We start from the raw sequence: 24,577 nt of genomic DNA on the forward strand, positions 1-24,577 counted from the left end.
GGCCGATCCTTGTCAGGCCCCGCCGACCGCGCGCAGGCGCGGTTCGGTGTTGCCCTTCAACCCCGCGGCAATCTCCGCCAGGGCTTCTTCCTTCACACCATCCGGGTACGTCGCCACCAGCCACGGGTGCAGGTCCTGCCGATCCACACCCATGCCGCGCAGCGCTTTGGCCGCTTCGAAGTGGGTCATGGGTACGGTTTCAAACTGCGACGCCTGGATGGCGATGTCGGTACCGCGCCGCGGCAGCGCCGCCGGAATCTCGATCTGCGCGAGGTGGCGCACGGCATCCACCGTGCCGCCCATCAGCGCGGCATTGCTGCGGCGTGCCTTGTCCATCTCTTCGGCCGTCATGCCCGGGTACAGCAGGCCGTCCAGCGCCTGGGCGCTGCGGTCCGCATCCGTCATCGGGCGGGACGCATAGCTTTCGCCGATGATCGGGGCCGTCATCGGCCGGCCGTAGTCGTCGCGCTCGTCGGCCTCCGGCTCCAGCCGGTAGATCACGTCCTCGCCGTCGTAGCGCGGCACCCGCAGGCTGATCGCGCAGTTGCCGAACAGCAGCGGAGAAATCTCCAGCACGTCGCCGGCGCACACGCCGGCCAGGCCGGCCACGTCGTAGGTGCGCGGCGCATCGGCGCGCGGGTGGGCGTAGGAAATCGTCAGGTCGCGGGCGACCTTGCGGGTCACCTTGCGGCCTTCCAGGAAGACTTGACACACGGGCTCCGGCGGCAGCAGGCGCAGTTCGTCCTGGCGGATCTTCATCCACAGGTCGTAGCGGGCCGTCGGCGTCTTCAGGCCCTTGCGGCGCAGCCGGGTGTCCTGGTGGGGGATGGCGTTGGCGCAGTAGGCCTCCGCCCAGGCCGCGGCGGCGGCGTTCAGCTCTTCCACGCTGTGCACCGGGTCGAAGCGCAGGCGGCTTTCAAACTGGGTTTCCACCAGGTTGTTGCCACCTTCCACGCCACCCTTGGCGCGGGCGTTTCCCGGCGCGTGGGTGATGCTCTTCACCTCCAGCGCCGCCAACAGGTTTTGCACGGCCGCCGCGGTGTTGGCGCTGCCCTTGTCCCACATCAGGATCTTCGGCACGCCGTGGAAGCGCCGTCCGGGCTGCTCGCCCCAGGCGAACATCAGGAACTTGTACAGGTTCACCGGGCTCTCGCCCGCGGCCTCCACGTACCAGGGCAGCACCAGCCCGCTGGCGTGGTCCCACAGCACGTAGCGCCACACCTTGAACTTCACCTTCGCCAGCTTTTCCAGCTTGTTTTTGTAGAACTCGTCGTCGCGGATGATTCGCTGCTGGCCGCGCATGTAATAGACCAGGCACAGCGACGGGTCGACCTGATGCACGTGGTTGGGGTGCAGGCTGCGCAGCGTCACCGGCGCGCGCGCTTCGGCCTGCTGCGCCACGCCCAGGCGGCGGCTCTTGACCAGGCGGTTGATCTGCCGCGCGGACAAGGTGATCTCGCAGCCGTTGTTGGCCGCTACACTGCTTGCCACCGGGGTGAACATGGTCTTCTTGTCGTTGGCGCGGACGCTGCCGCGCTGCAGGGCGGCGATCATCTCCAGCGACTCGCCATTCGCCTTCGTCGCGCCCTTGTCCGCACGCACCTTGCGGCCGCTCGTCCAGCCCACCTGGCGTTCGAGCTCGGCGTAGAGCTTGCTCACGCTCCAGCCATACAGGGTGCGCGCCTCTTCCAGCAGGGCGCGCTTGCAGCCGTGCGCGGCCGCATCCAGCCGGCAGGCAAACCCCTGCAGGTATTCGCGGGTGGGGTTGGGCATGGTCGCCATGGTGGTCCCCTTACCCCTCGGCGCCCGAGTCGTCGCCCGGCAGCGTGCGGCCGTCGAGTTCCTCGGCCCAGCCGGCCAGCGTCGCGTCGTAGCGGTCGCACAGCTCGGCCAGCTGCTGCGCCGTGCGCTTCAGGCGGTCGCCGAACGACACCGCGAACTGCCGCAGGATCAGCCGCTCGGCCTCCTCGGTGTCGCCCCAGGTCACCGTCTCGTCGAGGATGGCGCCGTGGATCAGGTCCATCTTCGCCACCGTGGTGTCGATCAGGTCGAAGCCGGCGACGATCTCGGTTTTAACCTGCCCCACCTTTTCATCCCAGGGGGAGATGGTCGACTTGATCTTCGTCAGCTCGTCGATCTTGGCGTTCTTGTCCGACAGCAGCCGCGCGCTCGCCTCGCCGTCCGCCTTCAGCTCTTCCACCAGTTTCGCCAGCGCCTCTTTCTCCTTTGCGTGCTTGGCGATCATGTCCTCGGCGAGTTCAAGGAAGGTGTCCTTGTCGCCCACCTTGGCGGCTTCGATCAGGGCGGTTTTCTGGTCTTCGGGGAGCCGGCGGTACTGGCGGAGTTCGCGGTAGCCAATGCCCATGCGGGACATGGATTCGAGGGCTTCTTCACCGAGCGTCTTGAGGTTGCGGATATCTTCATCGACCTGTTCACGCGAACGCCCCAGCAACGAGCAGAACTCGTCCCACGTCCCTGAAAACTGGTGACCGTCACCACTTTTTTTGCCACTCAGGGTGCGATAGAGCTTGTTTTCTTTGACGAATGCCAGTTTGGAAGTGGTGACCGTCACCGAAAACTTAGCGAATGCATCTGCCATCTGCGCCTGCCCGAGCAACTGATTCAGCAGGTCGCGCTCGTCGCTGTAGGCATCCTTGATCGCGTGCAGCTCCGCCTCATTCGTCAGCGTCACCGCATGCGCCGCCTGCAGCGCTTCGTCCGGCATCAGGACGGCCGGATTCGTCTCCACGTACTCTTTCGCTTTGCGTGCCATGGTCATGCCCTCTTACACGGTGCAGCTGTAGCGCTGCTTGATCTGGTTCAGCTCGCCTTCCTGGCGGGCAATGTCGACTTCGTAGGCGCGGGTGATCTGCAGCACCTTCGGCCCCAGCCGCCAGCGGCCGCCGACCTTGGTTTCCTCCACGAAGCCCTCGTTTTTCAGCTGGGCCAGCATCCGCGTCATGGTCGAAGGCGTGGTGTCCAGCGCCTTGGCCAGTTCGCCCGGCGGCAGGCCATTCACCGTGTGCCCGGCCAGCACCACCATCAGGCGGCACACGCGGGTTACCTGCTCGCTCTTGCCGTAGAGTTCAGGCGTCATGGCCGGCCTCCCCGTCGTCAAAAACACCCCAGATGCGCTCCAGTAAGCCGCTGATCGCGTTCTCCATCGGCGTGGTGTGGGCGATCACATCGCGGCTGTAGAAGGGGCTGCCGGTGTCGGCGATCAGCTTCAGCGCCACCTCCTGCACCGTGCTGCTGCCTTCCAGGTAGCTGGCGAGGCGAGCCACGGCCTCGCGGGCGTTTTCCAGTTCGGTATCCATCAGTCCAGATCCAGTTCGGGTTGATCGTTCTTCCGGACGTTCTCGCGGTGCCAGGCCAGGCTTTCCAGCCCGGTGCTGACCTTCGCGACGCACGTATCGCGCTCCATGTCGCCCTTCATGAAGTCCAGCAGCGCACCGACGGAACCGTTCAACGTGGCCTGGAGCACATGCACGTCCTCGGCATTGATGTTCCGGCCGGTGGGGATCTCGATCACTACGCGGTGCGCGTTGGCGGTGAGGTAGCGCACCACGTAATCGCTGCCAGTGATGTGCTCCCACAGCGGGATGCGGTTGACCGGCATGGAATCGTTCTCTAGCCACTTGTAGAGGACGGCCGGCGTGACGGCCATCAGTTCGGCCAGGCGTTCGGTGCTCAGTCGTCGCTTCCCAAGGGCGTGTGCCTTGTCGGCCTCGAAGGCGGCTCGCAGGCTGGTCGGCATCGGTTTCGAATGTCTCGTGCTCATTTGATGTGGTGAGTAAGTGCGGATCTAAAAAGAAAGCGGTTTCTAAACGGCGGAAACGGTTTGCTCATCGCTAAAATTCAGGTCATCGAATCCAAGCCCGGAGTCAGCCATGGACAACACGCAGTTCGACGAACTCGCCGGCAGAATCGATGCCGTGTACATGGCCTTCGGCGCGCTGGTGGCCGAGCTGGAAGACGCGGCGGTCATTGATGGCCCCCGCCTTGTTCAGGGGCTGCGACGGTCGGCTGCGCAGCGGCATACGGACAATCCGGGCACGGCCGCTTCGGTGCGGACGCTGCAGGACATTGCGGACCGGCTTGAGGACGCACGTAACCAGCGTCACCGATGACGGGCCAGGCGGGGTCGAAGCCGAATGGGTCGCGCTCGGCCATGGCTCAGGCTCCAACCCAGTAGTTGTGGATGGCTTCGACGCTGCCGCCGACGTGCATGCCCGCGTCGATGAATGCGGGGGCCAGGTCGGTGAGGTAGATGACGGTTTGGAAGCGCAGGAACATGGCGGGCCTCAGGCGGCAGCGCGCTGGCGCGTGGGGGTAGCCAAGGCCTTGGCCGGGTCGGTGCAGATCTCGCCGGCCTTGATGCCGAGCTTCACCGCGATCTCGTGGGCCTGACCGCGCACGCACTTCTTGCGGCCGCCCAGGACTTCGAAGACAAGGTTGGGCGAGAACTTGTTGGCGATCGCCCATTGGGTGATCGAGATGCCCTTGGCCTTAAGTTCGGCCCGGGCGTCGTCTGCGGTACGTAGTGGCATGGCGGCTCCTTGGGAACGGCGTCGGCGCTCTGCAAAGTGCCGACTAAGCTGCTGTTCGGTTTGTGATGGTGTGAGTTAATTATTGTGCGGATATCTGCGCACGTCAACTTGTTTTGGTGGGAATTTGCACATGCTCGGTGACAGGCTGAGAGAAGAGCGGGAGCGTCTTGGGCTCACGCAGGACGCGTTCTCTGCGCTGGCCGGCGGAAAGCGCCGCACGCTCATCGATTGGGAAAAGGGCGTGTCGTCACCGACGGCAGTGCAGTTATCCGCGCTATCAAAAGCCGGCGTTGACGTCCTGTATGTCGTAACTGGGAATCGGGCAGCGCAGGGTGTTTCGGAAGCGGTCGTTGCTTATGCCGCCAGGACGCCAGCGGCCGAGCCGGCGGCGCCTACTCGCATGGATCTCGCCCGGGGTACCTCGCTTGATCCTGCTTGGCCGATGGTGCTGGAGTACGTGGTCGATGCACTGATCGACCACGGACGCCAGGTTCCTCGCGGACGCAAGCTCCGAGATTTGGTAGATGCGGTTCTAGTGGTGCTCCGATTAGATGAAGAGGGAGAGCTGGACAATGAAAAGCTCCGCCGGAAGATCGAAGCGATGGTGTGACAGCCGTCACATCTCCGCCCGCGCACGCGCACGCCGCCTATGGCAGGCAGATATGCTCTCCGCACTGCAGAACCTCATGGGAGTGCAAGGCGTGGAAAGCGAATGGGCGCGCGAACGCGTGCGGAAACTCTTCAGCGATGCAGCAGCCGGCAAACCGGAGCCAGAGCCCGAGCCGGAAATGCGGGTCACGCTCGGCAATATCAGGCTGACGGTGAGTGGATCAGGTATGGCGTTGCTGCTGGCGCCTGGCCTTAAGCCAGGATCAGACGACAGCACCTCTCTGGGGAATGGTTAATCGTGGCCTACTGCCCCTACTGCCGGGCGCCCCTGGATAAGCTCCCGACACGCAAAGCGAAGTGCCGAACATGCGGACAATTCGTGTTCGTGAAGTCGACGCCGAGTGATCCGGTAAGGCGTTTGGTTACTGCCGAGCAAGCAGAAGATATTGAGAGGCAGTGGCGTGCCCAGTATGAAGTCCAGCACGCCCAGCATCGGGCAGCGGCCAAACAGGCTCAAGAACGGAGCCGCCGCAACATGCTTCAGGCAGCGCAACTCATGCCGGGATTTAGGGCCCGTTTCTTGGTTGGTCCATCGGCGAGTGCGCCGCGTGAATGTAGGCAACTGGATGGTGCAATTGTGGATGTTCACGATCCGCTGTTCGAGAAGCTGGCGCCGTGTTCGAGGGATGACTGCGCTTGTTGCTGGGTAGCGGTTGTGCCTGGTTGGAAGTCCACTACGCGAGGCAAAGCATGAAGCACATCCTATTCGTGGCCGCACTTGCGGCGGCCCTGCCGGCCCACGCCCAGGTCTTCAAATGCCAGGAAGGCGGCAAGACAGTGTTCTCCGACAGACCCTGCCACGCCGAGGCGAAACCGCTGGACGTGAAACCGGCCGCGGGCGCTTATGACCCGGCCGCGGCCGCCGTGCTCGAGCAGCAAACGGCCCGCCGGCTGGAAGCGCAGGCCGCCGCCCAGAAGTACCGCGACAAGGCGGAGGAGCGCCGCGAAATGGCGCGCGCAAAGGAAGCGGCCGAGCCGGATGAATGCGCCAGGCTGCGCCAGCAGCATGCCGACGCCAAACGTTGGTCGAAGGAGTTCCACCACCCCGAGAACATTCGGCGGGAGCAGGAGAAGGCGAAGAAGGCCGCGTCCGACAGCTTCTTCAAGTGCGGCCCCGGCGAGCGGGTTTCGGTGTTCGATCAGTGACGCACGGGCGCAGACGCGCCCCAAACAGTAAAACCCTTTAATCCGGGCGTCCTCGCCCGCGCGCGTAGCCTCGCATCATGGCTACGCGACAGATCTCCCTCATCGTCATCCACTGCTCGGCCACCCCCAATGGGCGGTGGACGCAGCTGGCGGATATCGACCACTGGCACCGCAGCGCCCCCCGTTTTTTCAAACGCGCCGCTGCGGCCCGCCAGCGTTTCAACCCCGATCTGACGTCGATCGGCTACCACTGGGTCATCGGCCTCAACGGCGCGCGCTTTTCCGGCCGCCACGTCGACGAAGTCGGCGCGCACGCCGCGCAGTGGAACACCCACTCCATCGGCATCTGCCTGATCGGCACCGACCGCTACACGCCCGACCAGTGGGCTGCGCTCGCCGACCAGGTGGCGCACCTCGCCAAGCTCTACAACGTGCCGCTGCAGTTCGCCGACATCCCCAGGGCGGGGCGCGGCGCGCGCGGCATCTGCGGCCACCGCGACCTCTCTCCGGACGGCAACGGCAACGGCATCGTCGAGCCCTTCGAATGGCTCAAGACCTGCCCCGGTTTTTCCGTGCGCGACTGGCTCGCGGGCGGCATGGTGCCGCTGGATGGCCATGTGCTGCGCCCGGTTGCGGATTGAAACCATGCCGATCAGCCGCGACCCCCTCGTTGAAGTGATCCGGGTCTGGGATGGCCTGGTGGGCGCCAGCGCGCGCCTGGGCGTCGTGGTTGTCACCTACGAGTATCGCGACGTCGTGGTGCTCTCGGCAGCGTCTGGCCCGCTCAGCCGGGCGGACATGCGAGAGATGGGCGCCGACTTGCTGGCTGCCGGCGTGCGCGTGGTGCGCGCCTGGCGCGCCAACGGCCACCGCATGCCCGGCGCCCGCCTGGTCGAAGTCGGCCGCCGACACTCCCTGTGGGAGATGGATCTGCCCGCCTTCATGGCGCGGGTGGCCCGCTCCCCCGCCGCGCGAGGCCACTGATGCTGCGCACTGTACTGAGTCTCCTCCTTGGGGCCGTGCCCCAGGTTTGCCGGCTGCTGCCCTACGCGGCAGCGCCGGCTTCTTTCTACCCGACGGCCCGCCGCACTGGCGTGCGGGCCGCGAAGCGCCAGGCGCAGCGCCGCCGTAACCGCGCCCGGAGCAAGCGATGACCGCCGCCGACACCCCCGAAATCACCTGCCGCAAGTGCTGGTGGAAGAGCCGCACGCTGTGGTTCAACGTCGTGTGCGCCGGCCTGATCGCCCTGGAGGCCGTCACCGGCCAGCTGCAGCCGCTGCTGCCAGCCAACGTGTATGCGCTGATGTGCGTGGTGCTGCCGGTTGGCAACGCCATGTTGCGGGTGGTCACCGCCCAGGGGCTGAAGCTGTGAGCCCCATCGCGCAATACGCCGCCCAGTTCGGCCCGGTGCCGCGCTGGCTGGCGCTGGCCGCGCTCGTCGCGGCGGGCGCGGCTGCGGGCGGGTGGATCGTTGCCCAGGTGAAGAACAGCGAGCTCGCAGAGCTGCGCACCGAGCAGACCGAGCGCGTGACGAAGGCCGAACGCCTGGCGCGCGAGCGCCTGCAGGCCGCCCAGGCGCGCGGCGACGAACTCACCGTGCGGCTGGCCGCCGCCAACGAATCCGCCGCCACCCTGCAGAAGGAACTCGACGATGCCCTCTCGAAAGTCACTACCGGCCGCCCTTGCCTTGGCGGCGCTGCTCTGCGCGTGCTCGACCGCGCCCCCGGCATCGCCGCCCCTCGAATGCCCGCGCCCGCCCGCGTCGCTCCTGCAGCGGATGCCGCCCACCCTGCCGCCCCTGCCGCGCAGCCCGCTGCTAGGGATGAAGGCGACGCTGCCACCGACACCGACGTCGCCCGCTGGGCCCTCCACGCCGCCGGCGAGTACGGCGAGTGCACCCGCCGGCTCGGCGCCCTGATCGACTGGCACGACGAACGATGACGATACAGATCGAGCTGTGGGCGCTCATCACCTTCCTCGTCGGGCTGCTGGTGACCTTCCTGGCCGCGGCCTTTGCCGCCGGAAAGGTCTTGCTCGGCCAGGTGGAGAAGCGCCTGGACACCCGCTTCGAAGCGCAGGCGAGTGCCAGCAAGGTGCAGCAGGCGCACTGGGATACCCGATTCGCCGCGCTGGAGATTGCCAGCCGCGAAGAGTCCGCCCAGTGGCAGCGCGTGGAACGCGAGCTGCTCACGCTCAAGGCGGACTTGCCGGTCTTCTACGTCCGCCGCGAGGACTACGTGCGCAATCAGACGGTGATCGAGGCCAAGCTCGATGCGGTGGCGCTGAAGATCGAGAACATACAACTCAAGGGGATGAAATCGTGATCGACCACGCCAAGGTGCGCCGCGAGTCGCTGCGCTGGTATCTGCTGCTGGCGCTGTACAACAGCCGGCCGGAAGACATGTGCGAAGAGCACCTGCAGATGATCGCCGCCGGCATCTTCCCGGACGCGACCCCTATCGAGGTGCGCCAGCAGCTGGACTACCTGGCGGACCGCAAGCTGGTCGATGTCCGCAAGGAACCCTCCGGCCGGTGGTGGGCCGGGCTCACCCGCTACGGCCACGACATCGCCGAATACACCATCGACTGCGAGCCGGGCATCGCCCGCCCGGTGAAGTACTGGGCGTCCTGACATGGCCCGCAAGAGCAGCATCCAGCAGCTCGACCCGCGTCTGCGCGACGCGGTGGACGAGCTGATCCGCGAAGGGCGCTACACGCTGGACGACATCGTCGCCCACCTCGCCAAGCTCAACGGCGGCGAGGCGCCGGTCAGCCGCTCGGCCTTGGGCCGCTACGCCCAGCGCGCCGAGGAACAGATGCGCCGCTACCGCGAGGCCCGCGAGGTCGCCAAGGTGTGGGTCGACAAGTTCGAAAACGAGCCCGACGGCGACGTGGCCCGCCTGCTGCCCGAAATGCTGCGCTCGGTCGCCTTCCAGACCCTAGGCAGCATGGGCGACCGCGAGGAATCGGCCGAGGCCCAGGAAGTGATGTTCCTGGCCAAGGCCATGAAGGACCTGGCCAGCGCCGACGTGCTCACCACCCAGCGCATTCTCAAGATCCGCGAGGAGACCGCGAAGAAGGCCGCCGTCGAGGCGGTGAAGACGGCCAAGGCGCAGGGGCTCTCCGACGAAGCGGCCGAGCTGATCCGGCAGAAGATTCTGGGGGTGGTGTGATGTCGACGGACGAGTTCCTGAAAGGCCTGAACTACGGGCAGCTGCAGTACGCGCGCCGGCGGTGCGATGAACTGATCCAGGCGAAGAACAAGGAGGCGAAGCGAAAGGTCTGGGTCGTCTCCGACACCGACATCAAATACAAGTACTTCCAGGAGGACGAGTACGTCTGTGCGGCGGAGTTTCTTCTGTCGTTGGCCCGCAAGAACGCCGAGGAGGGCGACATCGAAGACTTGGAATTGTCATCCGAATTCCTGATGAAGTCCGAGTGGGACGAAATGTTCCCGAACAACGAGCGCGGGGGCGTGTGATGCAAGACGCTTTCACCCTGTTCGGCTTGCTCTGCGCATTCATCGTTGTTGCCGCTGTGCTGCTGATCGCAATGGCCGCCTATCGAGATAGCCAGGCTGCCGCGTACTACCGCGGCATCCGCGATCAGCTGGCAGATGCCGCGAATGACATCGCCGAGACGTACCGCGACGGCGAAGTCGTGTCTGCGCGCAGCGTCCGCATGATGCTCCGGCAGATCTATGCCCGCCAGTCGCCAGAGGTCCGAGACATCAAGGCCAACGACTTCCACTTTATCGATCCCGAGGTGGCGCTGGCGCAGATCTGCTCCGCCCTCGAAAAGCAAGGCACTGCGCTGACCGACGACCAGATCATGTTGATCCGCGCTAGGGTGGGCTGAATTGACTACCGCTGAGCGTCCGCCGCTCCCCGCCCCCGTCTCCGGCGCCGTCAGCCTCGCCATGGAACCGCGCGAGGCCCGCACCCCCATGGCGCTGCTGCCCTACCAGCAGCGCTGGTGCGCCGACACCACTCCGGTGAAGGTCATCGAGAAGAGCCGCCGTATCGGCCTCTCCTGGGGCGAGGCGGCCGACACCGCGCTGCTCGGCGCCTCCACCTCGGGCATGGATAGCTGGTACATCGGCTACACCAAGGACATGGCGCTGGAGTTCATCCGTGACTGCGCGGACTGGGCGCGCTCCTACGGGCTGGCCGCAGGCGAGATCGAGGAAGGCGAAGAGGTCTTCATCGACGGCGAGGAGAAGCAAAGCATCCTCGCCTTCACCATCCGCTTCGCCAGCGGCTGGCGCATCACCGCGCTGTCGTCCAGCCCGCGCAACCTGCGAGGCAAGCAGGGGCGGGTGATCCTGGACGAAGCTGCCTTCCACACCGATCTGGCCGAGCTGCTCAAGGCGGCGATGGCGCTGCTGATCTGGGGCGGGCAGGTGCACATCATCTCCACCCACGACGGCGCCGAGAACCCGTTCAACGAGCTGTGCCAGGACATCCGCGCCGGCAAGGTGCCCTACAGCCTGCACCGCGTCACCTTCGACGACGCGGTAGCCGATGGCCTGTACGAGCGGGTGTGCCTGCGTACCGGCAAGGAAGCCACCGAGGAAGGCAAGGCGGCCTGGGTGGCCGGCATCCGCGCCCAGTACCGCGACAACGCCGCCGAGGAACTGGACTGCATCCCCAAGAACTCGGGCGGCGCGTGGCTGAACCGCACGCTGATCGAGGCCCGCATGTACGACGCCCCCGTGCTGCGCTGGGCGCCGCCGGCCGACGACTTCGTGCTGTGGTCCGAAGAGCAGCGCACGGCCGAGATGCGCGCTTGGTTGGACGAGCACGCCGGCCCGCTGCTGGCCGAGCTGGACCCGCTGCTGGCCAGCGGCTTCGGCGAGGACTTCGGCCGCACGGGTGACCTTACGGTGATCTCGCCCTTCCAGATCCAGCGCGACCTGACCCGCCGCTTCCCCTTCCTGCTGGAGCTGCGCAACTGTCCCTTCGACCAGCAGCGCGAGGCGCTCTTCTACATCGGCGACCGCTTGCCGCGGCTGCGCGCCGGCAAGCTCGACGGCCGGGGTAACGGTCAGTACCTGGCCGAGAAGGCCATCCAGCGCTGGGGCGCCCAGCGCATCGAATGCGTGATGCTCAGCCAGACCTGGTACCGGGAAAACACCGCGCCGCTGAAAGCCGCTTTCGAGGACGGCACCATCCTGCTGCCGCGCGACGCCGACGTGCTCGATGACCTGCGCGCCTTCCAGGTGGTCAAGGGCGTGCCTCTCATCCCCGAAGGCCGCAGCAAGGGCGCCGACGGCGGCCAGCGCCACGGCGACGCCGGCGTCTCCATCCTGCTGGCCTACGCCGCCAGCTGCGCCGAGGCCGAGCCGGCCGCCGGCGAGACGGTGGAGCCGGACGACAACACCTACGCCGCGGAGCGGCCGCAATCCGGCGGCCTGCTGCGGCGGATCTTCGGCGGCGGGTTTCTGGGCCGCCGGTAAGCAAGAGGAGAAGGATGATGAAGAAGGTGATGGTGTGTGGCGTGGATTGCCACCAGGGGGACGACGCCTGCAACGGCTATTGCACCGGCAAGGCGAGCGACCCGCCGGCCGCAACGGAGGCGCAGCAGATCGCCGCCGCGAAGGAGGCTGCTCATCGCGCGTTGGATGCGGCGGTGAAAGCCTGGTACGAGTACGCAGGGCTTTGCGAGGTGGGCGCGGAGCGCACTCGCGCATTTGACGTCTATGAGAACGTCCGTTGTGCCCGGCGTCTGTGAAATGACCAAACCCGAAATCCGGCCCGTAGCGCCCCTATCGCACCCCTGCCGGGCTGCGACGTACGGCGCACCGGGCGTTACCCGCCTTGTAACGCGCGTAACACGTGTTACGAACCACGCCGATCAGTGAGCGACCCATGGGTATCCGCGAATTCCTCCACAAACTGAACCCATGGGCCGAACCGGCCGCGGTGGCCGGGCAGACGGTGCGCCTGGTCGAAGCCGCCGGCGCCACCGTCGACCCGGACGACGAGGACGGCTGGCGCCGCCTCTCCGGCGACGTGTCGCGCGACCTCTCGCCGCTCTCGCAAGACCGCATGCGCGAGACGGCGCTCTACCTGTGGGACGCGAACCTGCTGGCCAACCGCATCATCGAGCTGCCGCTGGCCTACATGCTCGGCGAGGGGGTAGAGCTGAAGGCGGCGGACGAAGCCATGCAGCCCGTCATTACCCGCTTCTGGGACGACCCCATCAACCAGATGGACGTCAAGCTGCCCAAGAAGGTGCGCGAGCTGGCGCTGTTCGGCGAACAGTGCTGGCCGACCTTCGTGAATGAGACGAGTGGCCACGTTCGCCTGGGCTACCTGGACCCGGCGCTGATCGCCACCGTGGTGGTCGATCCGGACAACCCGGAGCAGCCGATCGGGATTGTCACCGTCAAGGACAGGAAGGGCGTGGCGCGCCGGTACCGGGTGATCGTCAACGGGCCGGAAGGCGAACTCTTCACCCAGCGCACCCAGCAGATCCGCGAGACCTTCGCCGACGGCGAGTGCTTCTTCTTCACCGTCAACGACCTCTCGGTAAGCCGCCGCGGCCGCAGCGACCTGCGCGCGCCGGCGGACTGGGTGGATGCCTACGACCAGTTCCTGTTCGGCGAGATCGAGCGCTACAACTTCCTGCGGGCCTTCGTGTGGGACGTGACGCTCACCAGCGCCGACGAGGCCAAGGTGAAAGAGAAGGCGCGTCAGATCAAGGCACCTAAGCCCGGCAGCGTGCGCGTGCACAACGAAACAGAGATCTGGAAGGCCGAGAGCCCGGACATCAAGGCCGGCGACACCGCCGAGGGCGCGCGGCTGTTCCGCAACCACGTGCTGGGCGGCGCCACCATTCCTGAACACTGGTTTGGCGGCGGGGGCGACGTCAATCGCGCCACCGGCGACAGCATGGGCGAACCCACCTTCAAGACCTTCTCGCTTCGCCAGCGCTACCTGAAGCACATCCTGGAGGTGATGGGCCGCTACGTCATTCGCCAGAAGCTCAAGGCCGAAAGCGAGGGCGAACCCGACTGGGACGACGAGCGCCTCAAGGTCGAAGCCCGCTTCCCCGAGATGACCGCCCGCGACACCACCCGATACGCCGCGGCGCTGGCCCAAGTGGTGACCGGCGCGGCGTTCGCCGTGGAGAAGCGCCTGATCACCGATGAAACCGCCGTCGCCCTGGTCGCCGCCATTGCCGGCCAGCTCGGCGTGGAGATCGACCCGGTCACGGAACTGGCCGCTGCCCGCAAGGCCGCGGCGAAGCGCGCCGAGGACGAAGCCGAAGACGACGCCTTCCCCGGCAGCGCCGACCCCGGCGCCGTCGCGCCGGAAGACGCCACCGAGCCGGCCGAAGCATGATCCCCGACGCCTTGCCCTGCCCCTTCTGCGGCGGCGCCGCGACCGTCGAGGACGAGCCCTGGGTGTTCGGCGTGCGCATCGCCCGCGGCCTGTGCCTGGACTGCGGCGCCCACGGCAAGGAAGTGCAGTTCCGCCCCGGCCCTGACGACGGTGCCCGGGATGAAGCCCACTACGCCGCCGCCTGCGCCTGGAACACCCGCGCATGACCCCGACGCAAGCCGCGGTGGCCGCCCTCAAAGGCCGCACCGCGCTCATCAACGCCACCGGCGCCGAGCTGAAAAAGCTCCTCGAGGAGGCCGACCGCCAGATCCTCGTCATCCTGGCCGGCGCGCCCAGCGACTACCAGCAGTGGTACCTGCCCCAGCTGCGCGCCGCGATCGCCCGCGTGCTCGGCACGCTCGGCGCCGACGTCGCCGCCGCGGTGGATGTCGGCCAGGTGGAAGCGTGGCGCCTGGGCGCTGCGCTGGTGGATGACGTGGCCACCGCCGCCGGCCTGCGCCTGGTGCTGCCGACCATCGACGTGCAGCAGCTCACCGCCATGCGGTCCTTTCTCACCGAGAAGATGAAGGACGTAGCGGCGGACGCGCTCACCAGCATCAACAACCAGCTTGGCCTGGTGGTGATCGGCGCGCAGACGCCTTTCGACGCCATGAAAGGCATTTCGAAGGTGCTGAAGGCCGACACCCTCAAGCGCGCCACCACCATCACCCGTACCGAACTCGCGCGCGCCTACTCCACCGCCAACCAGATCCGCATGGAGCAGGCCGGCGCCGAAGTGCCCGGCCTGAAGAAGCGCTGGGTGAAGAGTGGCAAGCGCGAACCCCGCGTGACGCACATGGCCATCCACGGCCAGGAACAGCCGGTGGACAAGCCCTTCGTGCTGGAAGGCGGCGCCGTGACGATGATGTACCCGCACGACCCGAAGGCGCCCGCCCGCCACACCATCAACTGCGGCTGCGTCGCGGTGCCGGTGGTGCCGGGGTGGAAGCGGACCGTCAAAGATCCGATCGAAGAGAACGACAAGGCCGAAGCTGCCCGCGCCCGCGCTGCGATCAAGAAAGAGTAAAACCCTTTAATCCAGCGCCCGTCGCGCGCGGGCGGACCATCTCCCCGTCAATACCCAAACACGACACGACGGAGCGCGAGATGGAACAGGTATCCCAGAACCCGATGGACTTGCCGGCGGCCGAGGCGGCCAAGCTGGTCAAGCGGCTCGTCCCCGCTGTGGACAAGGACGGCAAGCCGACCGGCAAGGACGAGGAAGTCGCGGTCAAGGCCGCCGAAGTCTTCGCCAACCGGGTGCGCGGTGACGTCCTGACCGTTGTCACCATCGACGGCCAGAAGCTGACCGGCCGCGTGCCGCCGGCGAAGGCCGAGAAGTGAAGATCATCCCCGCCGCGGGCATCGTCGGCGCCCGGATGATCGAGGCGGCCTCCACCGAGGTGCTGCAGGTGGTCGATCTGGTGCGGAAGGCCGTGGGCACCGCGCTGGGAAAGGACTGGGTGCAAGTCCAGGCCGTGTATCCCGACCGCCTCGTCATCGCCGAAAACGGCCGACTCTACGCCTACCCCTACACGCTGACCGACGACAACCAGGTGCAGCTGTCGCCGCGTCAAGAAGTGGTTCAGACGCACACCCCTGTTCGCCTCGTCGAAGCCGCCCGAGGCGCCGCCGAATCGGGCGACGCCTCGGGCGACGCCGTCTTCATCGAATCCGTCGGCGAACCCGAAACCGGCATCTGGACCATCCGCGTCATCAAGGCGGGCGAGTCCGGCAACGGCAACTACTACCCCGACGACGTGCTGCGCAACGCCGTGCGCCTGATCGAAGGCGCGCGCGTCTTCGAGAAGAGCGACGCCGAACACATCGCCGCCGGCAAGGGCGGCGCGGTGCCGGGCAAGAGCTTCCGCAACCTGATCGGCGCGCTGAAGAACGCGCGCTTTGTCGAGGGTACGGACACCGACACCGGCGAAGTCCATGCCGACCTGCACCTTATCCAGCCCGATGGCGATGTGGCCGTGCGCGTGCGAGAAGCCCATGCGCGCGGCCTGTCGAACCTGTTCGGCTTCTCGATCGACGCCGACGCCAAGGCCAAGGTCGTCACCCGTGGCGGGCGCAAGGTGCGCCAGGCCACCGAATTCACCAAGGTCCATTCCGTGGACCTGATCGTCGAACCCGGTGCGGGCGGGGCCCTGCTGCGCATCACCGAAGCCCAAGCGTCCCAGGAGGATGAAGACATGGCACTGCGCCAACGCATGATCGAGGCCATCCAGGCCCACAACCCCAACTTCGACGGCGCCACCGCGACCGACGAGCAGATCGAAACCGCCTACCAGGCCGCAATCACCGCCAGCGCGCGGGTGACCGAAGCCCAGGGCGCCGGCGCCGCGGCCCTCACCGAAGTGCGCCTGGTGGAGTGCCGCCTGGTGGCCCGCGAAGTCATCGCCTCCGCCAAGCTGCCGCAGCCCGCCAAGGACAAGCTGCTGGAGCGCTTCGTCGAGGCCAAGGAAGTCTTCACCCGTGAGGACGTACAGAAGGCGATCGACGGAGAGCGTGCCTACCTGGCGCGCTTCACCGAGAGCGGCAAGCCGGCGCTCAACTTCGACGACGTCATCCAGGTGGAGGACCGCAGCGTCAAGATCAACGAGATGCTCGATAACTTCTTCGCCGGCGAGAACGGTGTGCACAGCTTCAAGGAGTGCTACATCGAGACTACCGGCGACCGTCGCGTGACCGGCGATCTGCGTGATGTCGATCTCTCGCGACTGCGCGAGTCGCTCGGCGCGCGCTTCGTCGAGTCGCTGACCTCGGCGAGCTGGGCCAACACGCTGGGCGACTCCATCACCCGCCGGATGCTTGCCGAGTACGCGGACATGACCGAGCTGCAGGCGTGGCGCCGCATCGCCAGCGCCGTGCCGGTGAATGACTTCCGCACCCAGGAACGCGTCCGCATTGGCGGCTATGGCAATCTGCCGGCCGTCGCGCAGTCTGGCGCCTACACCGCCCTCACCAGTCCGAGCGATGAAAAGGCCACCTATGCGGTGACCAAGCGCGGCGGTACCGAGGACATCACCCTGGAGATGGTGCGCAACGACGACGTCGGTTCCATCCGCCGCATCCCTACCGAGCTGGCGCTGGCCGCGGGCAACACGCTCTATGAGTTCGTGTTCGACTTCATCCGCACCAACCCCACCATCTACGACACCGTCGCGCTGTTCCACGCCACCCACGGCAACCTGGGCGCGGCCGCGCTGGATGCCACCAGCTTCGCCGCGGCACGCCTGGCGATGATCAAGCAGGTGCGGGCCGGCTCCAGCAAGCGCCTGAACATCGGCCCGGCCACCGTGCTGGTGCCGTTCGAGCTGCAGGAGGCCGCCTACAACCTCTTCGTCCGCAACCAGAATCTGGACAAGACCTTCGTCCAGACAATCAACCCCGAGGTGATCGGGGTGCCGTACTGGACGGACGCGAACGACTGGGCCGCCGTGGCCGATCCGCGCCGCATCCCCACGATCGAGATCGGCTTCCTGGATGGCCGCGAGGAGCCCGAGCTGTTCGTCCAGGACATGCCCAACGTCGGCAGCATGTTCAGCAACGACAAGATCACCTACAAGATCCGCCACATCTACAGCGGCGCGGTGATGGACTACCGCGGCTTCTACAAGGCCGTGGTGGCGTAAGGGACACATCCCCGAAGGGGAGGCTGATCCTGCAGGCCGGCGCCGTCGGGCGGTCGGAACCGCTGGCCTGCAGGGGACTCCCGGCGAAAACGCCGCCCACGCTTGGAACCCCGGAGAACCCCATGAAGAAGAAGCTTTTCACGCTGGCCCTTGCGGCCTGCGCGCTTGTCACGTCGCTGCCCGCTGCTGCCGGCGCACTCACCGACCACGGCGAAAACAAGAGCCTCGACGCCCTGCTGCGCGGCCAGTCGCTCGGTGCGCCGGCCACCTGGTACATCGGCCTCACCACCGACACCTGCACCGACGCCGGCGCCGGAACCGAGCCCAGTGGCGGCGCCTATGCCCGCGTGTCGGTCGCCAGCAGCTTGGCCAACTGGGCCGGCACGCAAGGCGCCGGCACCACGGTCGCCAGCTCGGGCACCAGCGGCACCACGAGCAACAACGGTGTGATCACGTTCCCGGAGTCGACGGCGTCGTGGGGCAACCTGCAGGCCGTGCGCTGGTACGACGCCACCACCGCCGGCAACGCCTGGATCTGCCTCGACCTCACGACCGCATACAACGTCTCCGCCGCCGGCATCACAGTCAAGTTCAACGCCGGCACGCTGCAGTTCCAGGTGGATAACTGACCATGACCGTCCGGCTGGCGCTCTACAAGGGTCGCGGCACCGTCGGCAACGCGCTGATCCGCTGGTGGACGCGCTCGCCGTATTCCCACTGCGAGCTCGTCGTCGGTGCGCGCTGCTACTCGTCGAGCATCCGCGACGGTGGTGTGCGCGCGAAAGTGATCGACCTTGATAGCGGCAACTGGGACGTCATCGACCTGCCGCACGTCAATCCGATCGCGATCACGCAGCTGTTCGCGGACACCAGGGGTGCCGGCTACGGATGGCTGGACCTGCTCACACAGCAGGTGCTGCGCACGCCGTTTGATGATCGCAGCCGCTGGTATTGCTCCGAGTGGTGCGCTACCGCCCTTGGCTTGCATCGGCCCGAGATCTGGACCCCTGGGATGCTGGCTGATCAATATGGTGGGGCTGCGTGATGCTGGGCAACTTCGTCAAAGAGACGACAGCCACGACCGGCACCGGCACGATGACGCTGAGTGCCGTAGCCGGCTTTGCACGCGTCAGTGACCAGTTCGCTGCGGGGCAGCTAGTCTCGTATGCGATCGAAGAGGGCAACAACCGGGAGACGGGGCTTGGCAAGGTCGCGGCTGGCAATACGCTGGAACGCACTGTCATCTTGTCAAAGCTGGATGGTGGTGCGTATTCGGAGTATCCGGCCACAGGGATCAGCCTGTCCGGCAGTGCCACGGTATTCATCACCCCGGACAAAGGGAATCTGTTCAACGGCTTCCCGGGGGTAATCGCCGATCTTGAGTTGTACTCCTCGCACAACATAGTCAGCGGCGCACCGAACAGAGGACTGGCCCCCAGCCTCGACGAGTACATTACCTTGCAGCCTTTCCTGCTGTTGGGGCGGATGCGTGTTGATGCCCTGTCGGCGTACTGCTCTGCGGGCGCTGCGGCAACGGTTCGACTCGGGCTGTATGCCTGCGGCGGCGACGGCTATCCGGATGCTCGAATCGCTCAAACCGCGGACATCGATGCGTCTTCTACCGGCTCGAAGGTTGGCGCCATCACGCCAGTGACGATTCCGCCGGGTTGGTACTACACCGCCTTTGCGTCAAAGGGTAATGCCTACCCGTCCTTCTATGCGTGGGCCACGACTCAGAACAGGCATTACACGCCTCTTGGGCTGACGGTTAGATCAGTAACGAAGGCCATTCCGGGATGGACTGACCTGCCCGCACAGATAACGTCGCCCGGCACGATGGGCAACGCAAACGGCGACTTCGCCATCGCGCTGGTTGGAGCTTGAGATGACCATCAGCTACATCGAAAAAGGCATCGGGCTCCATCACGCAATCGAGGCTGCCGGGCATCGCTTGAGACAGGTCGACGGCGTGTGGATATCCACCGACGACGCTGCCGTGCAGGCGATCATCGACGGCTACAGCCTGGCGACAGCCAAAGCAACGAAGAAGGCGGAGGTCCGCGCCATCGCCCGCGAAAAGTACGACCTCGCGGTCGCCGGTATCAGCCCTGGAGAGCTGGCGGGATGGCCGGTCCTGTTGGAAGGCGCTGCCGCATACGCCGCGGATGGCACCATCACAACGGCAATCAGCATCGAGGCCCAGACGCGCGGCATCCCGGTGGCTGACCTGGTCGCGAAGATCGAAAGCAACGCGGCGCAGTATCAGGCCGTGCGTGCTGCGATCGCCGGGACTGACGGCAAGCTGCGCGACGAGATCGATGCGCTGACCACGTTCGAGGCAGTTGCCGCATATGACGTCACTGGAGGGTGGCCGCTGTGATCCTCGGTACGTCACCGCTCGGCACCCTGCCGCTCGGCACCCTGTCGAGCACGGGCGCTGGCGGATCGACGCCTGACCTCGCGGCAACAGGTGGTGCTACTGCGGCCGGGACGGCCACGCCGTCCGCAACGGCGGGCCTTGCGGCGTCCGGTGCAGCATCAGCCGCCGGTAACGCAGGCATGCACGCCGACATCGCCCTGTCCGGCGTCGGAGCCGGGCTTGCCAGCGGTCAAGCAGATGTTGCAATCGCCATCCCACTATCGGCCACCGACAGTGCCACCGCTGGGGGCAGTGCCGCCGCAGCGCTCACTGTCGGCCTGGCTGGCGTGGGCGTGGCGCTCGCGGGCGGATCGGCCGCTGCCTCGGTTGCCGTCCCTTTGTCCGCTACCGGCATCGCCATTGCTGGCGGCTCGGGGATTACATCTGCGAGCGTCACTCTGTCCGCAGCCGGCCTTGCCCAGGCAGCGGGCACTGCGGGCGTCTCCGCCGATGTGCTGCTCGCCGCTGCGGGTGTTGCGGCCACTGCGGGGCAGGCGGCCGTCGCGGCCGAGCTGCGTGCCGCGGCGGCGGGTAGCGCACAGGCGGGCGGGTCGGCGACGCTCTCTGCCGGGCAGGCGACCGACCTGGCGGCAGCCGGTGGCGCCGTGGCCGGTGGATCGGCGCTGCTCGCCATCACCGTACAGCTGCAGGCCACCGGCGGCGCCGCTGCTGGTGGTAGCGCCACGGCCGATTTGTCGTCCACGGCTGACCTGGCCGCGACGGGTGGCGCCGTGGCTTCCGGCGCCGGGGGCTTGTCGGCGACGGTTACCGTTACCGCGACCGGCTTCGCGCAGGCGATGGGGGCTGGTGCGCTGGTCATTCAGGTGCCGTTGCAGGCTGCCGGCAGCGCCGCGGCCGGTGGAGCTGCGCTCTTGGTCGAAGGCGAGTCGCTGGTGCTGATCTCACATCCGCGTTGGACGGTCGACGCTGCGGGGCGCCGCTACGAGGTCGACGCGGCCGGCCGCCGCTGGGAGGTGTGATGCTCAAGCAGCTGCCCGAGAAGCGCCCGGCTGAACAGATCACGGTCACGTTCCGATTCGCACGAGATCTGGCCGAGGGTGTGACGCTCGCCAGTGGCGCGACGGTGGCAGTCGCCGTCCGCAAAGGGGTGGATGCCGCTGCGGCCAACATCGTGGAGGGTGCGCCGGCCGTGTCCGGCACCAACGTGCTGGTGCGCATTGTCGGCGGCCTGGATGGCGTGCAGTACCTGCTGACTGCGCTGGCGCCTACGTCCGACGGCCAGCTGCTCCAGCTTGATGCACTGCTGCTGGTGGCAAACCCGCGCTGAAAGAGTAAAGCCCTTTAATCCAGCGCCTCCGCGCGCGCGCGGCACCATTGCGGCACTCCCCGCTGCAATGGTGCCGCCGTGCTTTCTGAACTCCGAGACCTGATCGATGACCTGGTGCGCGATGGCGCCACATGGGCCACGCCCGAGCAGCGGGAGCGTGCGATCGGGCTGGCGCTGGTGCGCTACAGCGCGGACCGCCCGCGCGAGGTCGTCGAGGATGTAACCAGCGCTGGCGGCGCCGCCCTGCCGCTGCCCACGGAGTGGGAACCGGGCGAAAGCACTTTGCGCAGCATCGAAACGCCCCTCGGCGCCGATCCGCTGCCGTCGGACGCCTGGCGCATGTACCGCGCGCCATCGGGCGAGGAGATCCGCCTGCAGGGCTACGTGCTGATGCTGGGCGACGTGGCCCGCCTGACATACTCCGCCCCGCACGTCGTTTCCGACACCGACAACACCATCCCCCGCGCGCACCGCGAAGCCGTTGCCTGCTATGCCGCGTCGTTGCTGGCCGAGCAGATCGCCACCGCGCACGCGGGCACGTCGGATTCCACAATCGCCGCCGATACGGTCGACCACGCCCACCCCGCCCGGGAGTGGGCCAAGCGCGCGAAGGAGTACCGCAACCGCTACTTCGCGACACTGGGGGTTGAGATCACCGCCCAGGGCATCGAGAAGCCCAGCATGGATGCCGCCGGCGTGGTGGTGGATCTGGAGCTGCCGACGCTGCACGGCCGCGGCCGCATGTACCGGAGGCAAGGCCGGTGATTTCCATCGAATTCGACGCCACCGACGTGGCCAAGCTGGCCGCGGCAATGGAGCAATCCCCCGAGATTGTCGAGGACGAGCTGGGCCGCTTCATGCGCGCGGCGACGATGCACCTGCAGGCCGAGGTGCAGGAGCGCACCCCCACCACCCACGGCACGCTGCGCGCCTCGGTCATCGGCGACGTACGGGTGCTGCCCGGCATCGGCATCGAGGGCGTGGTGGGTACGTCGCTGGCCTACGCGGTGCCGGTGGAGCTGGGCAGCGGCCCGCACATGCCGCCGGTGGAGCCGCTGGTGGAGTGGGCCAAGCAGAAGCTGGGCGTGCGCGGCAAAGAGGCCGAATCCGCCGCCTGGGGCATCGCCAAGGCCATCGCCAAGCGCGGCACCCTGGGCGTGGGCATGTTCCACCGCGCGCTCGCCGCCAACCGCCAGCAGCTGCTGGAACAGTTCGGCGAGTGCGTCCGCCGCATCACCACCCGCATCGGGACCATCCAATGACGACCCAGAACACCGAGACCACCCGCGCCGCGCTCGTGGCCGTGATGCGCGCCGTGCCGGAAATCGGCGTGGTGCATCCCTACGAGCGCTACGTGAAGGACACCGCGGGGATGCGCCGGCTCTACACCGTGCAGCTCTCGGGCGGCGACCAGCTGCGCGGCTGGTTCGTCCGCCGGCTGGCGGCCCGCATAACGCGCAACGGCGCGGGCCGCGCGCTGGTGCAGACCAGCTGGCACATCCGCGGCTTCATGGCGCTGGCCGACGCGGACGAGTCCGAGATCGTCTTCGACGGGCTGATCGACGCCGTGCGCCGCGCCATCTATGCAGACCCGACGCTGGACGGTGCGGTGATGAGCACCCTGTTTGAAAAAGAGGCCGGCGCCCAGCTGCAGGCCAGCGGGCCGGTGATGTTTGCCGGCGTGCTGTGCCACAGCGCCGACCTCGTCCTGACCACCGAAACCCTTGAGTAGGAGAGACGCCATGGCCAGCAAGACCAAGGCAGCAGCCCCGGCACCGGCACCCGCCGGCGCCGAACCCGTGGCGGCCGAGGTGCCCGCCGAACTGACGCTGCAGCGCGGCCTGCGCTACGGCAGCCCGGAAAAGCGCTACGCCAAGGGTGAGGTGATCAAGCCCCTGGAACTGGGCATGAGCAAGGAGCAGGCGGACTGGCTGGTGCAGTCCGGTACCGCGGTGACTGAATCTGAAGGGGGTGAAGCATGAACGGCGACGAACTGAAGTACTGGAGTCTGCAGGGCACCATCGACGTGATGGACCGCGTGGCTGGCGAGCCCATGGGCGGGCTGTGGCTGGGCGACTGCTCGAGCATCGAATTCACACCGAACCCGACCACCGAGACCTTCAAGGAACACCACTCGGGCAACCGCAACACCGGCCTGTCCCTGTACCAGGGCACGGAAGCAACGCTGGCCATCACCCTGCACAACATCAGCACCGACAACATGGAGTTCATCTTCGGCGGATCGAAGGTGGCGCAGGACACCGATGCGGTGGTGAGCAAGACGGTGACGCCAGCGACGCTGCTGGTGGGCATGACCTTCTTGCTGGGCGCCTACGATCTGGCCTCGGTGTCGCTGGTCGACAGCACTGCCACGCCGGTGACGCTGGTGGCTGGCACCCACTACGAACTCGACGCCAAGACCGGCCGCGGCCGGCTGCTGAGCATCACTGGCCTGACCGGGCCGATCAAGGCGAGCTTCACGCCGGGCACCGTGAGCTACATCAAGATGCTCACGGACACCGAGCGTGAGAAGTGGATTCACATCACCGACAAGAACACTGCGGTGGCTGGCATGCCGCGCATGGCGTTTGATTTCTACTTGGCGAAGATCCTCCCGAGCAGCTTCCAGTTCATCAACGAATCCCAGGGCGAAGCGGTGCTCAACTGCAACATCGTGGCCGACCCGACCAAGCTGGTGGATGGCGACCTGGGGCAGTTTGGCCGCGCGGTGATGCTGTGAGCACCGCCGCCGACGTCGCGGCCGTACTCGGCCTGCCCACCATGGTGATGGTGGCAGGCGAGGCGGTACGTGTGTCGGGGGTGTTGTTCGCGGATCTGCCGCAACTGGCCGAGGAAGCGGCCGCGGCAGGAGCTACCGGCGGCGAGGACACGCTGTTCTTGAGCGTGCTGAATCGGAGCGTAAAGCGGTCGCCGGACTGGTGGGCAGGACTTGCGGAAGCCGAGTTCGACGCGGTGATGGAGGCGTTCTACCGCGTCAATTCGCCGCTTTTCGAGACGGCCCAGCCCGCTGCTGCAGGAAGGGCCGAGACGGCGAGCTGGGTTGATGTCGTTGCGCGCCTGGTGAAGGCCGGCCACAGCATTGCCGCGATCAAGGGCTACACGCTGCTGCAGATGGATGTGCTCAGCAAGGCGCTCGACCGCATCGATGCGGATCAGGCGCTGGACGCGCTGTCCATTGCCCGCACGGCGCAGGCCGACGGCAAGAGCTACGGGAAGGTGCTGGCGGACATGCGGCGCGTGCGCGCCAAGTTAGCGGCGGTGGGCGAACAGGCGCGTGGCCACCGCGCACAGCATTACCAGCGTGGCCCCCGCCAGGGCGATCAGCAGGGGAGCCGCAACGAGCCAGTTGATGGCCCAGCGGAAGATCTGGCCGGGGTCGGTACCGGTGGCGGCGCAGACCACGAAGAACACGACAAAGCCGGCCGCGATGCCGAAGCCAAGTAGCGTATCCAGGA

General features: G+C 67.0%; 38 protein-coding genes. 32 read left to right on the forward strand and 6 right to left on the reverse strand.

Features of this window, described 5'->3' with window-relative positions; genetic code table 11:
* Nucleotides 1-12: 12 nt before the first annotated feature.
* From CJ010_RS00675 to CJ010_RS00695, 5 genes are read right to left on the reverse strand one after another with little or no spacing between them, the layout of a single operon-like run.
* Nucleotides 13-1,782, reverse strand: a complete 1,770-nt coding sequence (locus CJ010_RS00675) for a DDE-type integrase/transposase/recombinase (protein ID WP_205754863.1) — start codon at nucleotides 1,780-1,782, stop codon at nucleotides 13-15.
* Nucleotides 1,783-1,792: 10 nt separating this feature from the next.
* A complete protein-coding gene (locus tag CJ010_RS25240) occupies nucleotides 1,793-2,773 on the reverse strand; it encodes a hypothetical protein (protein WP_205754864.1) in 981 nt (326 codons plus the stop codon).
* Nucleotides 2,774-2,785: 12 nt separating this feature from the next.
* Nucleotides 2,786-3,097 (reverse strand): helix-turn-helix domain-containing protein, encoded by a 312-nt coding sequence (locus CJ010_RS00685; RefSeq protein ID WP_141016248.1) that lies wholly within the window; start codon nucleotides 3,095-3,097, stop codon nucleotides 2,786-2,788.
* On the reverse strand, nucleotides 3,087-3,317 hold the full coding sequence (locus tag CJ010_RS00690; protein WP_141016249.1) for a hypothetical protein: 231 nt from the start codon (nucleotides 3,315-3,317) through the stop codon (nucleotides 3,087-3,089). The genes CJ010_RS00685 and CJ010_RS00690 overlap by 11 nt, the downstream gene beginning before the upstream one ends.
* Nucleotides 3,317-3,781: a hypothetical protein gene (locus CJ010_RS00695; protein WP_141016250.1), complete on the reverse strand. Its 465-nt coding sequence runs from the start codon at nucleotides 3,779-3,781 to the stop codon at nucleotides 3,317-3,319. Before CJ010_RS00695 ends, CJ010_RS00690 begins: the two co-directional genes overlap by 1 nt.
* Before the next feature lie 109 nt (nucleotides 3,782-3,890).
* On the opposite strand from CJ010_RS00695, the gene CJ010_RS00700 reads away from it, so the two are divergent.
* Complete coding sequence (locus CJ010_RS00700) at nucleotides 3,891-4,130, forward strand: hypothetical protein (protein WP_141016251.1); 240 nt, start codon at nucleotides 3,891-3,893, stop codon at nucleotides 4,128-4,130.
* Nucleotides 4,131-4,304: 174 nt separating this feature from the next.
* Here CJ010_RS00700 and CJ010_RS00705 read toward each other — a convergent pair whose 3' ends face one another.
* Nucleotides 4,305-4,550 carry a DNA-binding protein gene (locus CJ010_RS00705; RefSeq protein WP_141016252.1) on the reverse strand — a complete coding sequence of 82 codons (246 nt, stop codon included), beginning with the start codon at nucleotides 4,548-4,550 and terminating at the stop codon, nucleotides 4,305-4,307.
* A 130-nt stretch (nucleotides 4,551-4,680) separates the two neighbouring features.
* On the opposite strand from CJ010_RS00705, the gene CJ010_RS00710 reads away from it, so the two are divergent.
* The 31 genes from CJ010_RS00710 (at nucleotide 4,681) to CJ010_RS00860 (ending at nucleotide 24,566) form a co-directional block, all read left to right on the forward strand.
* Entirely contained in the window at nucleotides 4,681-5,160 is a 480-nt protein-coding gene (locus CJ010_RS00710; protein WP_141016253.1) for a helix-turn-helix domain-containing protein, read from the forward strand.
* Nucleotides 5,161-5,212: 52 nt separating this feature from the next.
* Entirely contained in the window at nucleotides 5,213-5,455 is a 243-nt protein-coding gene (locus CJ010_RS00715) for a hypothetical protein (protein WP_141016254.1), read from the forward strand.
* A 427-nt stretch (nucleotides 5,456-5,882) separates the two neighbouring features.
* Nucleotides 5,883-6,365 carry a DUF4124 domain-containing protein gene (locus tag CJ010_RS00720; protein WP_141016255.1) on the forward strand — a complete coding sequence of 161 codons (483 nt, stop codon included), beginning with the start codon at nucleotides 5,883-5,885 and terminating at the stop codon, nucleotides 6,363-6,365.
* A 77-nt stretch (nucleotides 6,366-6,442) separates the two neighbouring features.
* The gene (locus tag CJ010_RS00725; protein ID WP_141016256.1) at nucleotides 6,443-7,006 is read left to right on the forward strand and encodes an N-acetylmuramoyl-L-alanine amidase; all 564 of its coding nucleotides are present in this window, start codon (nucleotides 6,443-6,445) and stop codon (nucleotides 7,004-7,006) included.
* Entirely contained in the window at nucleotides 6,996-7,349 is a 354-nt protein-coding gene (locus CJ010_RS00730; RefSeq protein WP_141016257.1) for a hypothetical protein, read from the forward strand. Before CJ010_RS00725 ends, CJ010_RS00730 begins: the two co-directional genes overlap by 11 nt.
* Before the next feature lie 166 nt (nucleotides 7,350-7,515).
* Nucleotides 7,516-7,737 carry a hypothetical protein gene (locus CJ010_RS00735; RefSeq protein ID WP_141016258.1) on the forward strand — a complete coding sequence of 74 codons (222 nt, stop codon included), beginning with the start codon at nucleotides 7,516-7,518 and terminating at the stop codon, nucleotides 7,735-7,737.
* Entirely contained in the window at nucleotides 7,734-8,306 is a 573-nt protein-coding gene (locus CJ010_RS00740; protein WP_141016259.1) for a hypothetical protein, read from the forward strand. The genes CJ010_RS00735 and CJ010_RS00740 overlap by 4 nt, the downstream gene beginning before the upstream one ends.
* The gene (locus tag CJ010_RS00745) at nucleotides 8,303-8,689 is read left to right on the forward strand and encodes a hypothetical protein (RefSeq protein ID WP_141016260.1); all 387 of its coding nucleotides are present in this window, start codon (nucleotides 8,303-8,305) and stop codon (nucleotides 8,687-8,689) included. The genes CJ010_RS00740 and CJ010_RS00745 overlap by 4 nt, the downstream gene beginning before the upstream one ends.
* Nucleotides 8,686-8,997 (forward strand): hypothetical protein, encoded by a 312-nt coding sequence (locus tag CJ010_RS00750; protein ID WP_141016261.1) that lies wholly within the window; start codon nucleotides 8,686-8,688, stop codon nucleotides 8,995-8,997. The genes CJ010_RS00745 and CJ010_RS00750 overlap by 4 nt, the downstream gene beginning before the upstream one ends.
* A 1-nt stretch (nucleotide 8,998) precedes the next feature.
* Nucleotides 8,999-9,538: a DUF3486 family protein gene (locus tag CJ010_RS00755; protein WP_141016262.1), complete on the forward strand. Its 540-nt coding sequence runs from the start codon at nucleotides 8,999-9,001 to the stop codon at nucleotides 9,536-9,538.
* The gene (locus tag CJ010_RS00760) at nucleotides 9,538-9,846 is read left to right on the forward strand and encodes a hypothetical protein (RefSeq protein WP_141016263.1); all 309 of its coding nucleotides are present in this window, start codon (nucleotides 9,538-9,540) and stop codon (nucleotides 9,844-9,846) included. Before CJ010_RS00755 ends, CJ010_RS00760 begins: the two co-directional genes overlap by 1 nt.
* Nucleotides 9,846-10,223 (forward strand): hypothetical protein, encoded by a 378-nt coding sequence (locus tag CJ010_RS00765; protein ID WP_141016264.1) that lies wholly within the window; start codon nucleotides 9,846-9,848, stop codon nucleotides 10,221-10,223. Before CJ010_RS00760 ends, CJ010_RS00765 begins: the two co-directional genes overlap by 1 nt.
* Before the next feature lie 61 nt (nucleotides 10,224-10,284).
* Nucleotides 10,285-11,823 (forward strand): terminase large subunit domain-containing protein, encoded by a 1,539-nt coding sequence (locus CJ010_RS00770; RefSeq protein ID WP_141016265.1) that lies wholly within the window; start codon nucleotides 10,285-10,287, stop codon nucleotides 11,821-11,823.
* A gap of 17 nt (nucleotides 11,824-11,840) precedes the next feature.
* Nucleotides 11,841-12,098, forward strand: coding sequence for a hypothetical protein (locus CJ010_RS00775; RefSeq protein WP_141016266.1), 258 nt, complete (start codon nucleotides 11,841-11,843; stop codon nucleotides 12,096-12,098).
* A gap of 137 nt (nucleotides 12,099-12,235) precedes the next feature.
* Nucleotides 12,236-13,714: a hypothetical protein gene (locus CJ010_RS00780; RefSeq protein ID WP_205754865.1), complete on the forward strand. Its 1,479-nt coding sequence runs from the start codon at nucleotides 12,236-12,238 to the stop codon at nucleotides 13,712-13,714.
* Nucleotides 13,711-13,920 carry a Lar family restriction alleviation protein gene (locus CJ010_RS00785; RefSeq protein WP_141016267.1) on the forward strand — a complete coding sequence of 70 codons (210 nt, stop codon included), beginning with the start codon at nucleotides 13,711-13,713 and terminating at the stop codon, nucleotides 13,918-13,920. Before CJ010_RS00780 ends, CJ010_RS00785 begins: the two co-directional genes overlap by 4 nt.
* Entirely contained in the window at nucleotides 13,917-14,780 is an 864-nt protein-coding gene (locus CJ010_RS00790; RefSeq protein ID WP_141016268.1) for a phage minor head protein, read from the forward strand. The genes CJ010_RS00785 and CJ010_RS00790 overlap by 4 nt, the downstream gene beginning before the upstream one ends.
* A gap of 80 nt (nucleotides 14,781-14,860) precedes the next feature.
* The gene (locus CJ010_RS00795; protein WP_141016269.1) at nucleotides 14,861-15,097 is read left to right on the forward strand and encodes a hypothetical protein; all 237 of its coding nucleotides are present in this window, start codon (nucleotides 14,861-14,863) and stop codon (nucleotides 15,095-15,097) included.
* A complete protein-coding gene (locus CJ010_RS00800; RefSeq protein WP_141016270.1) occupies nucleotides 15,094-17,394 on the forward strand; it encodes a hypothetical protein in 2,301 nt (766 codons plus the stop codon). Before CJ010_RS00795 ends, CJ010_RS00800 begins: the two co-directional genes overlap by 4 nt.
* 122 nt (nucleotides 17,395-17,516) lie before the next feature.
* A complete protein-coding gene (locus CJ010_RS00805) occupies nucleotides 17,517-18,023 on the forward strand; it encodes a hypothetical protein (RefSeq protein ID WP_141016271.1) in 507 nt (168 codons plus the stop codon).
* A 2-nt stretch (nucleotides 18,024-18,025) separates the two neighbouring features.
* Nucleotides 18,026-18,439, forward strand: coding sequence for a hypothetical protein (locus CJ010_RS00810; protein ID WP_141016272.1), 414 nt, complete (start codon nucleotides 18,026-18,028; stop codon nucleotides 18,437-18,439).
* Nucleotides 18,439-19,278 (forward strand): hypothetical protein, encoded by an 840-nt coding sequence (locus tag CJ010_RS00815; protein ID WP_141016273.1) that lies wholly within the window; start codon nucleotides 18,439-18,441, stop codon nucleotides 19,276-19,278. Before CJ010_RS00810 ends, CJ010_RS00815 begins: the two co-directional genes overlap by 1 nt.
* Nucleotide 19,279: 1 nt before the next feature.
* Complete coding sequence (locus tag CJ010_RS00820) at nucleotides 19,280-19,774, forward strand: hypothetical protein (RefSeq protein WP_141016274.1); 495 nt, start codon at nucleotides 19,280-19,282, stop codon at nucleotides 19,772-19,774.
* Between the two features lie 179 nt (nucleotides 19,775-19,953).
* On the forward strand, nucleotides 19,954-20,793 hold the full coding sequence (locus CJ010_RS00825; RefSeq protein WP_141016275.1) for a hypothetical protein: 840 nt from the start codon (nucleotides 19,954-19,956) through the stop codon (nucleotides 20,791-20,793).
* Nucleotides 20,793-21,101 (forward strand): hypothetical protein, encoded by a 309-nt coding sequence (locus CJ010_RS00830; protein ID WP_141016276.1) that lies wholly within the window; start codon nucleotides 20,793-20,795, stop codon nucleotides 21,099-21,101. Before CJ010_RS00825 ends, CJ010_RS00830 begins: the two co-directional genes overlap by 1 nt.
* Before the next feature lie 78 nt (nucleotides 21,102-21,179).
* Entirely contained in the window at nucleotides 21,180-21,866 is a 687-nt protein-coding gene (locus CJ010_RS00835; RefSeq protein WP_141016277.1) for a hypothetical protein, read from the forward strand.
* On the forward strand, nucleotides 21,863-22,363 hold the full coding sequence (locus tag CJ010_RS00840; RefSeq protein WP_141016278.1) for an HK97 gp10 family phage protein: 501 nt from the start codon (nucleotides 21,863-21,865) through the stop codon (nucleotides 22,361-22,363). The genes CJ010_RS00835 and CJ010_RS00840 overlap by 4 nt, the downstream gene beginning before the upstream one ends.
* Nucleotides 22,360-22,833 (forward strand): hypothetical protein, encoded by a 474-nt coding sequence (locus CJ010_RS00845; protein WP_141016279.1) that lies wholly within the window; start codon nucleotides 22,360-22,362, stop codon nucleotides 22,831-22,833. Before CJ010_RS00840 ends, CJ010_RS00845 begins: the two co-directional genes overlap by 4 nt.
* Before the next feature lie 10 nt (nucleotides 22,834-22,843).
* Nucleotides 22,844-23,083: a hypothetical protein gene (locus tag CJ010_RS00850; RefSeq protein WP_141016280.1), complete on the forward strand. Its 240-nt coding sequence runs from the start codon at nucleotides 22,844-22,846 to the stop codon at nucleotides 23,081-23,083.
* Nucleotides 23,080-23,841: a hypothetical protein gene (locus tag CJ010_RS00855; RefSeq protein ID WP_141016281.1), complete on the forward strand. Its 762-nt coding sequence runs from the start codon at nucleotides 23,080-23,082 to the stop codon at nucleotides 23,839-23,841. The genes CJ010_RS00850 and CJ010_RS00855 overlap by 4 nt, the downstream gene beginning before the upstream one ends.
* Nucleotides 23,838-24,566, forward strand: a complete 729-nt coding sequence (locus CJ010_RS00860) for a hypothetical protein (protein WP_141016282.1) — start codon at nucleotides 23,838-23,840, stop codon at nucleotides 24,564-24,566. Before CJ010_RS00855 ends, CJ010_RS00860 begins: the two co-directional genes overlap by 4 nt.
* Nucleotides 24,567-24,577 lie beyond the last annotated feature (11 nt).

This window comes from Azoarcus sp. DD4, from assembly GCF_006496635.1.
Lineage (GTDB): Bacteria > Pseudomonadota > Gammaproteobacteria > Burkholderiales > Rhodocyclaceae > Azoarcus.

What these genes read in the sequence shown, in the direction of transcription:
- CJ010_RS00755 (WP_141016262.1), top strand. Translation starts at nt 8,999, where the DNA reads ATGGCCCGCAAGAGCAGCATCCAGCAGCTCGACCCGCGTCTGCGCGAC.
- CJ010_RS00815 (WP_141016273.1), top strand. Translation starts at nt 18,439, where the DNA reads ATGCTGGGCAACTTCGTCAAAGAGACGACAGCCACGACCGGCACCGGC.
- CJ010_RS00795 (WP_141016269.1), top strand. Translation starts at nt 14,861, where the DNA reads ATGGAACAGGTATCCCAGAACCCGATGGACTTGCCGGCGGCCGAGGCG.
- CJ010_RS00725 (WP_141016256.1), top strand. Translation starts at nt 6,443, where the DNA reads ATGGCTACGCGACAGATCTCCCTCATCGTCATCCACTGCTCGGCCACC.
- CJ010_RS00850 (WP_141016280.1), top strand. Translation starts at nt 22,844, where the DNA reads ATGGCCAGCAAGACCAAGGCAGCAGCCCCGGCACCGGCACCCGCCGGC.
- CJ010_RS25240 (WP_205754864.1), bottom strand. Translation starts at nt 2,773, where the DNA reads ATGGCACGCAAAGCGAAAGAGTACGTGGAGACGAATCCGGCCGTCCTG.
- CJ010_RS00675 (WP_205754863.1), bottom strand. Translation starts at nt 1,782, where the DNA reads ATGGCGACCATGCCCAACCCCACCCGCGAATACCTGCAGGGGTTTGCC.
- CJ010_RS00710 (WP_141016253.1), top strand. Translation starts at nt 4,681, where the DNA reads ATGCTCGGTGACAGGCTGAGAGAAGAGCGGGAGCGTCTTGGGCTCACG.
- CJ010_RS00700 (WP_141016251.1), top strand. Translation starts at nt 3,891, where the DNA reads ATGGACAACACGCAGTTCGACGAACTCGCCGGCAGAATCGATGCCGTG.
- CJ010_RS00745 (WP_141016260.1), top strand. Translation starts at nt 8,303, where the DNA reads ATGACGATACAGATCGAGCTGTGGGCGCTCATCACCTTCCTCGTCGGG.
- CJ010_RS00735 (WP_141016258.1), top strand. Translation starts at nt 7,516, where the DNA reads ATGACCGCCGCCGACACCCCCGAAATCACCTGCCGCAAGTGCTGGTGG.
- CJ010_RS00765 (WP_141016264.1), top strand. Translation starts at nt 9,846, where the DNA reads ATGCAAGACGCTTTCACCCTGTTCGGCTTGCTCTGCGCATTCATCGTT.
- CJ010_RS00790 (WP_141016268.1), top strand. Translation starts at nt 13,917, where the DNA reads ATGACCCCGACGCAAGCCGCGGTGGCCGCCCTCAAAGGCCGCACCGCG.
- CJ010_RS00845 (WP_141016279.1), top strand. Translation starts at nt 22,360, where the DNA reads ATGACGACCCAGAACACCGAGACCACCCGCGCCGCGCTCGTGGCCGTG.
- CJ010_RS00785 (WP_141016267.1), top strand. Translation starts at nt 13,711, where the DNA reads ATGATCCCCGACGCCTTGCCCTGCCCCTTCTGCGGCGGCGCCGCGACC.
- CJ010_RS00695 (WP_141016250.1), bottom strand. Translation starts at nt 3,781, where the DNA reads ATGAGCACGAGACATTCGAAACCGATGCCGACCAGCCTGCGAGCCGCC.
- CJ010_RS00810 (WP_141016272.1), top strand. Translation starts at nt 18,026, where the DNA reads ATGACCGTCCGGCTGGCGCTCTACAAGGGTCGCGGCACCGTCGGCAAC.
- CJ010_RS00780 (WP_205754865.1), top strand. Translation starts at nt 12,236, where the DNA reads ATGGGTATCCGCGAATTCCTCCACAAACTGAACCCATGGGCCGAACCG.
- CJ010_RS00770 (WP_141016265.1), top strand. Translation starts at nt 10,285, where the DNA reads ATGGAACCGCGCGAGGCCCGCACCCCCATGGCGCTGCTGCCCTACCAG.
- CJ010_RS00820 (WP_141016274.1), top strand. Translation starts at nt 19,280, where the DNA reads ATGACCATCAGCTACATCGAAAAAGGCATCGGGCTCCATCACGCAATC.
- CJ010_RS00690 (WP_141016249.1), bottom strand. Translation starts at nt 3,317, where the DNA reads ATGGATACCGAACTGGAAAACGCCCGCGAGGCCGTGGCTCGCCTCGCC.
- CJ010_RS00775 (WP_141016266.1), top strand. Translation starts at nt 11,841, where the DNA reads ATGAAGAAGGTGATGGTGTGTGGCGTGGATTGCCACCAGGGGGACGAC.
- CJ010_RS00855 (WP_141016281.1), top strand. Translation starts at nt 23,080, where the DNA reads ATGAACGGCGACGAACTGAAGTACTGGAGTCTGCAGGGCACCATCGAC.
- CJ010_RS00825 (WP_141016275.1), top strand. Translation starts at nt 19,954, where the DNA reads ATGCACGCCGACATCGCCCTGTCCGGCGTCGGAGCCGGGCTTGCCAGC.
- CJ010_RS00830 (WP_141016276.1), top strand. Translation starts at nt 20,793, where the DNA reads ATGCTCAAGCAGCTGCCCGAGAAGCGCCCGGCTGAACAGATCACGGTC.
- CJ010_RS00760 (WP_141016263.1), top strand. Translation starts at nt 9,538, where the DNA reads ATGTCGACGGACGAGTTCCTGAAAGGCCTGAACTACGGGCAGCTGCAG.
- CJ010_RS00805 (WP_141016271.1), top strand. Translation starts at nt 17,517, where the DNA reads ATGAAGAAGAAGCTTTTCACGCTGGCCCTTGCGGCCTGCGCGCTTGTC.
- CJ010_RS00685 (WP_141016248.1), bottom strand. Translation starts at nt 3,097, where the DNA reads ATGACGCCTGAACTCTACGGCAAGAGCGAGCAGGTAACCCGCGTGTGC.
- CJ010_RS00705 (WP_141016252.1), bottom strand. Translation starts at nt 4,550, where the DNA reads ATGCCACTACGTACCGCAGACGACGCCCGGGCCGAACTTAAGGCCAAG.
- CJ010_RS00715 (WP_141016254.1), top strand. Translation starts at nt 5,213, where the DNA reads ATGCTCTCCGCACTGCAGAACCTCATGGGAGTGCAAGGCGTGGAAAGC.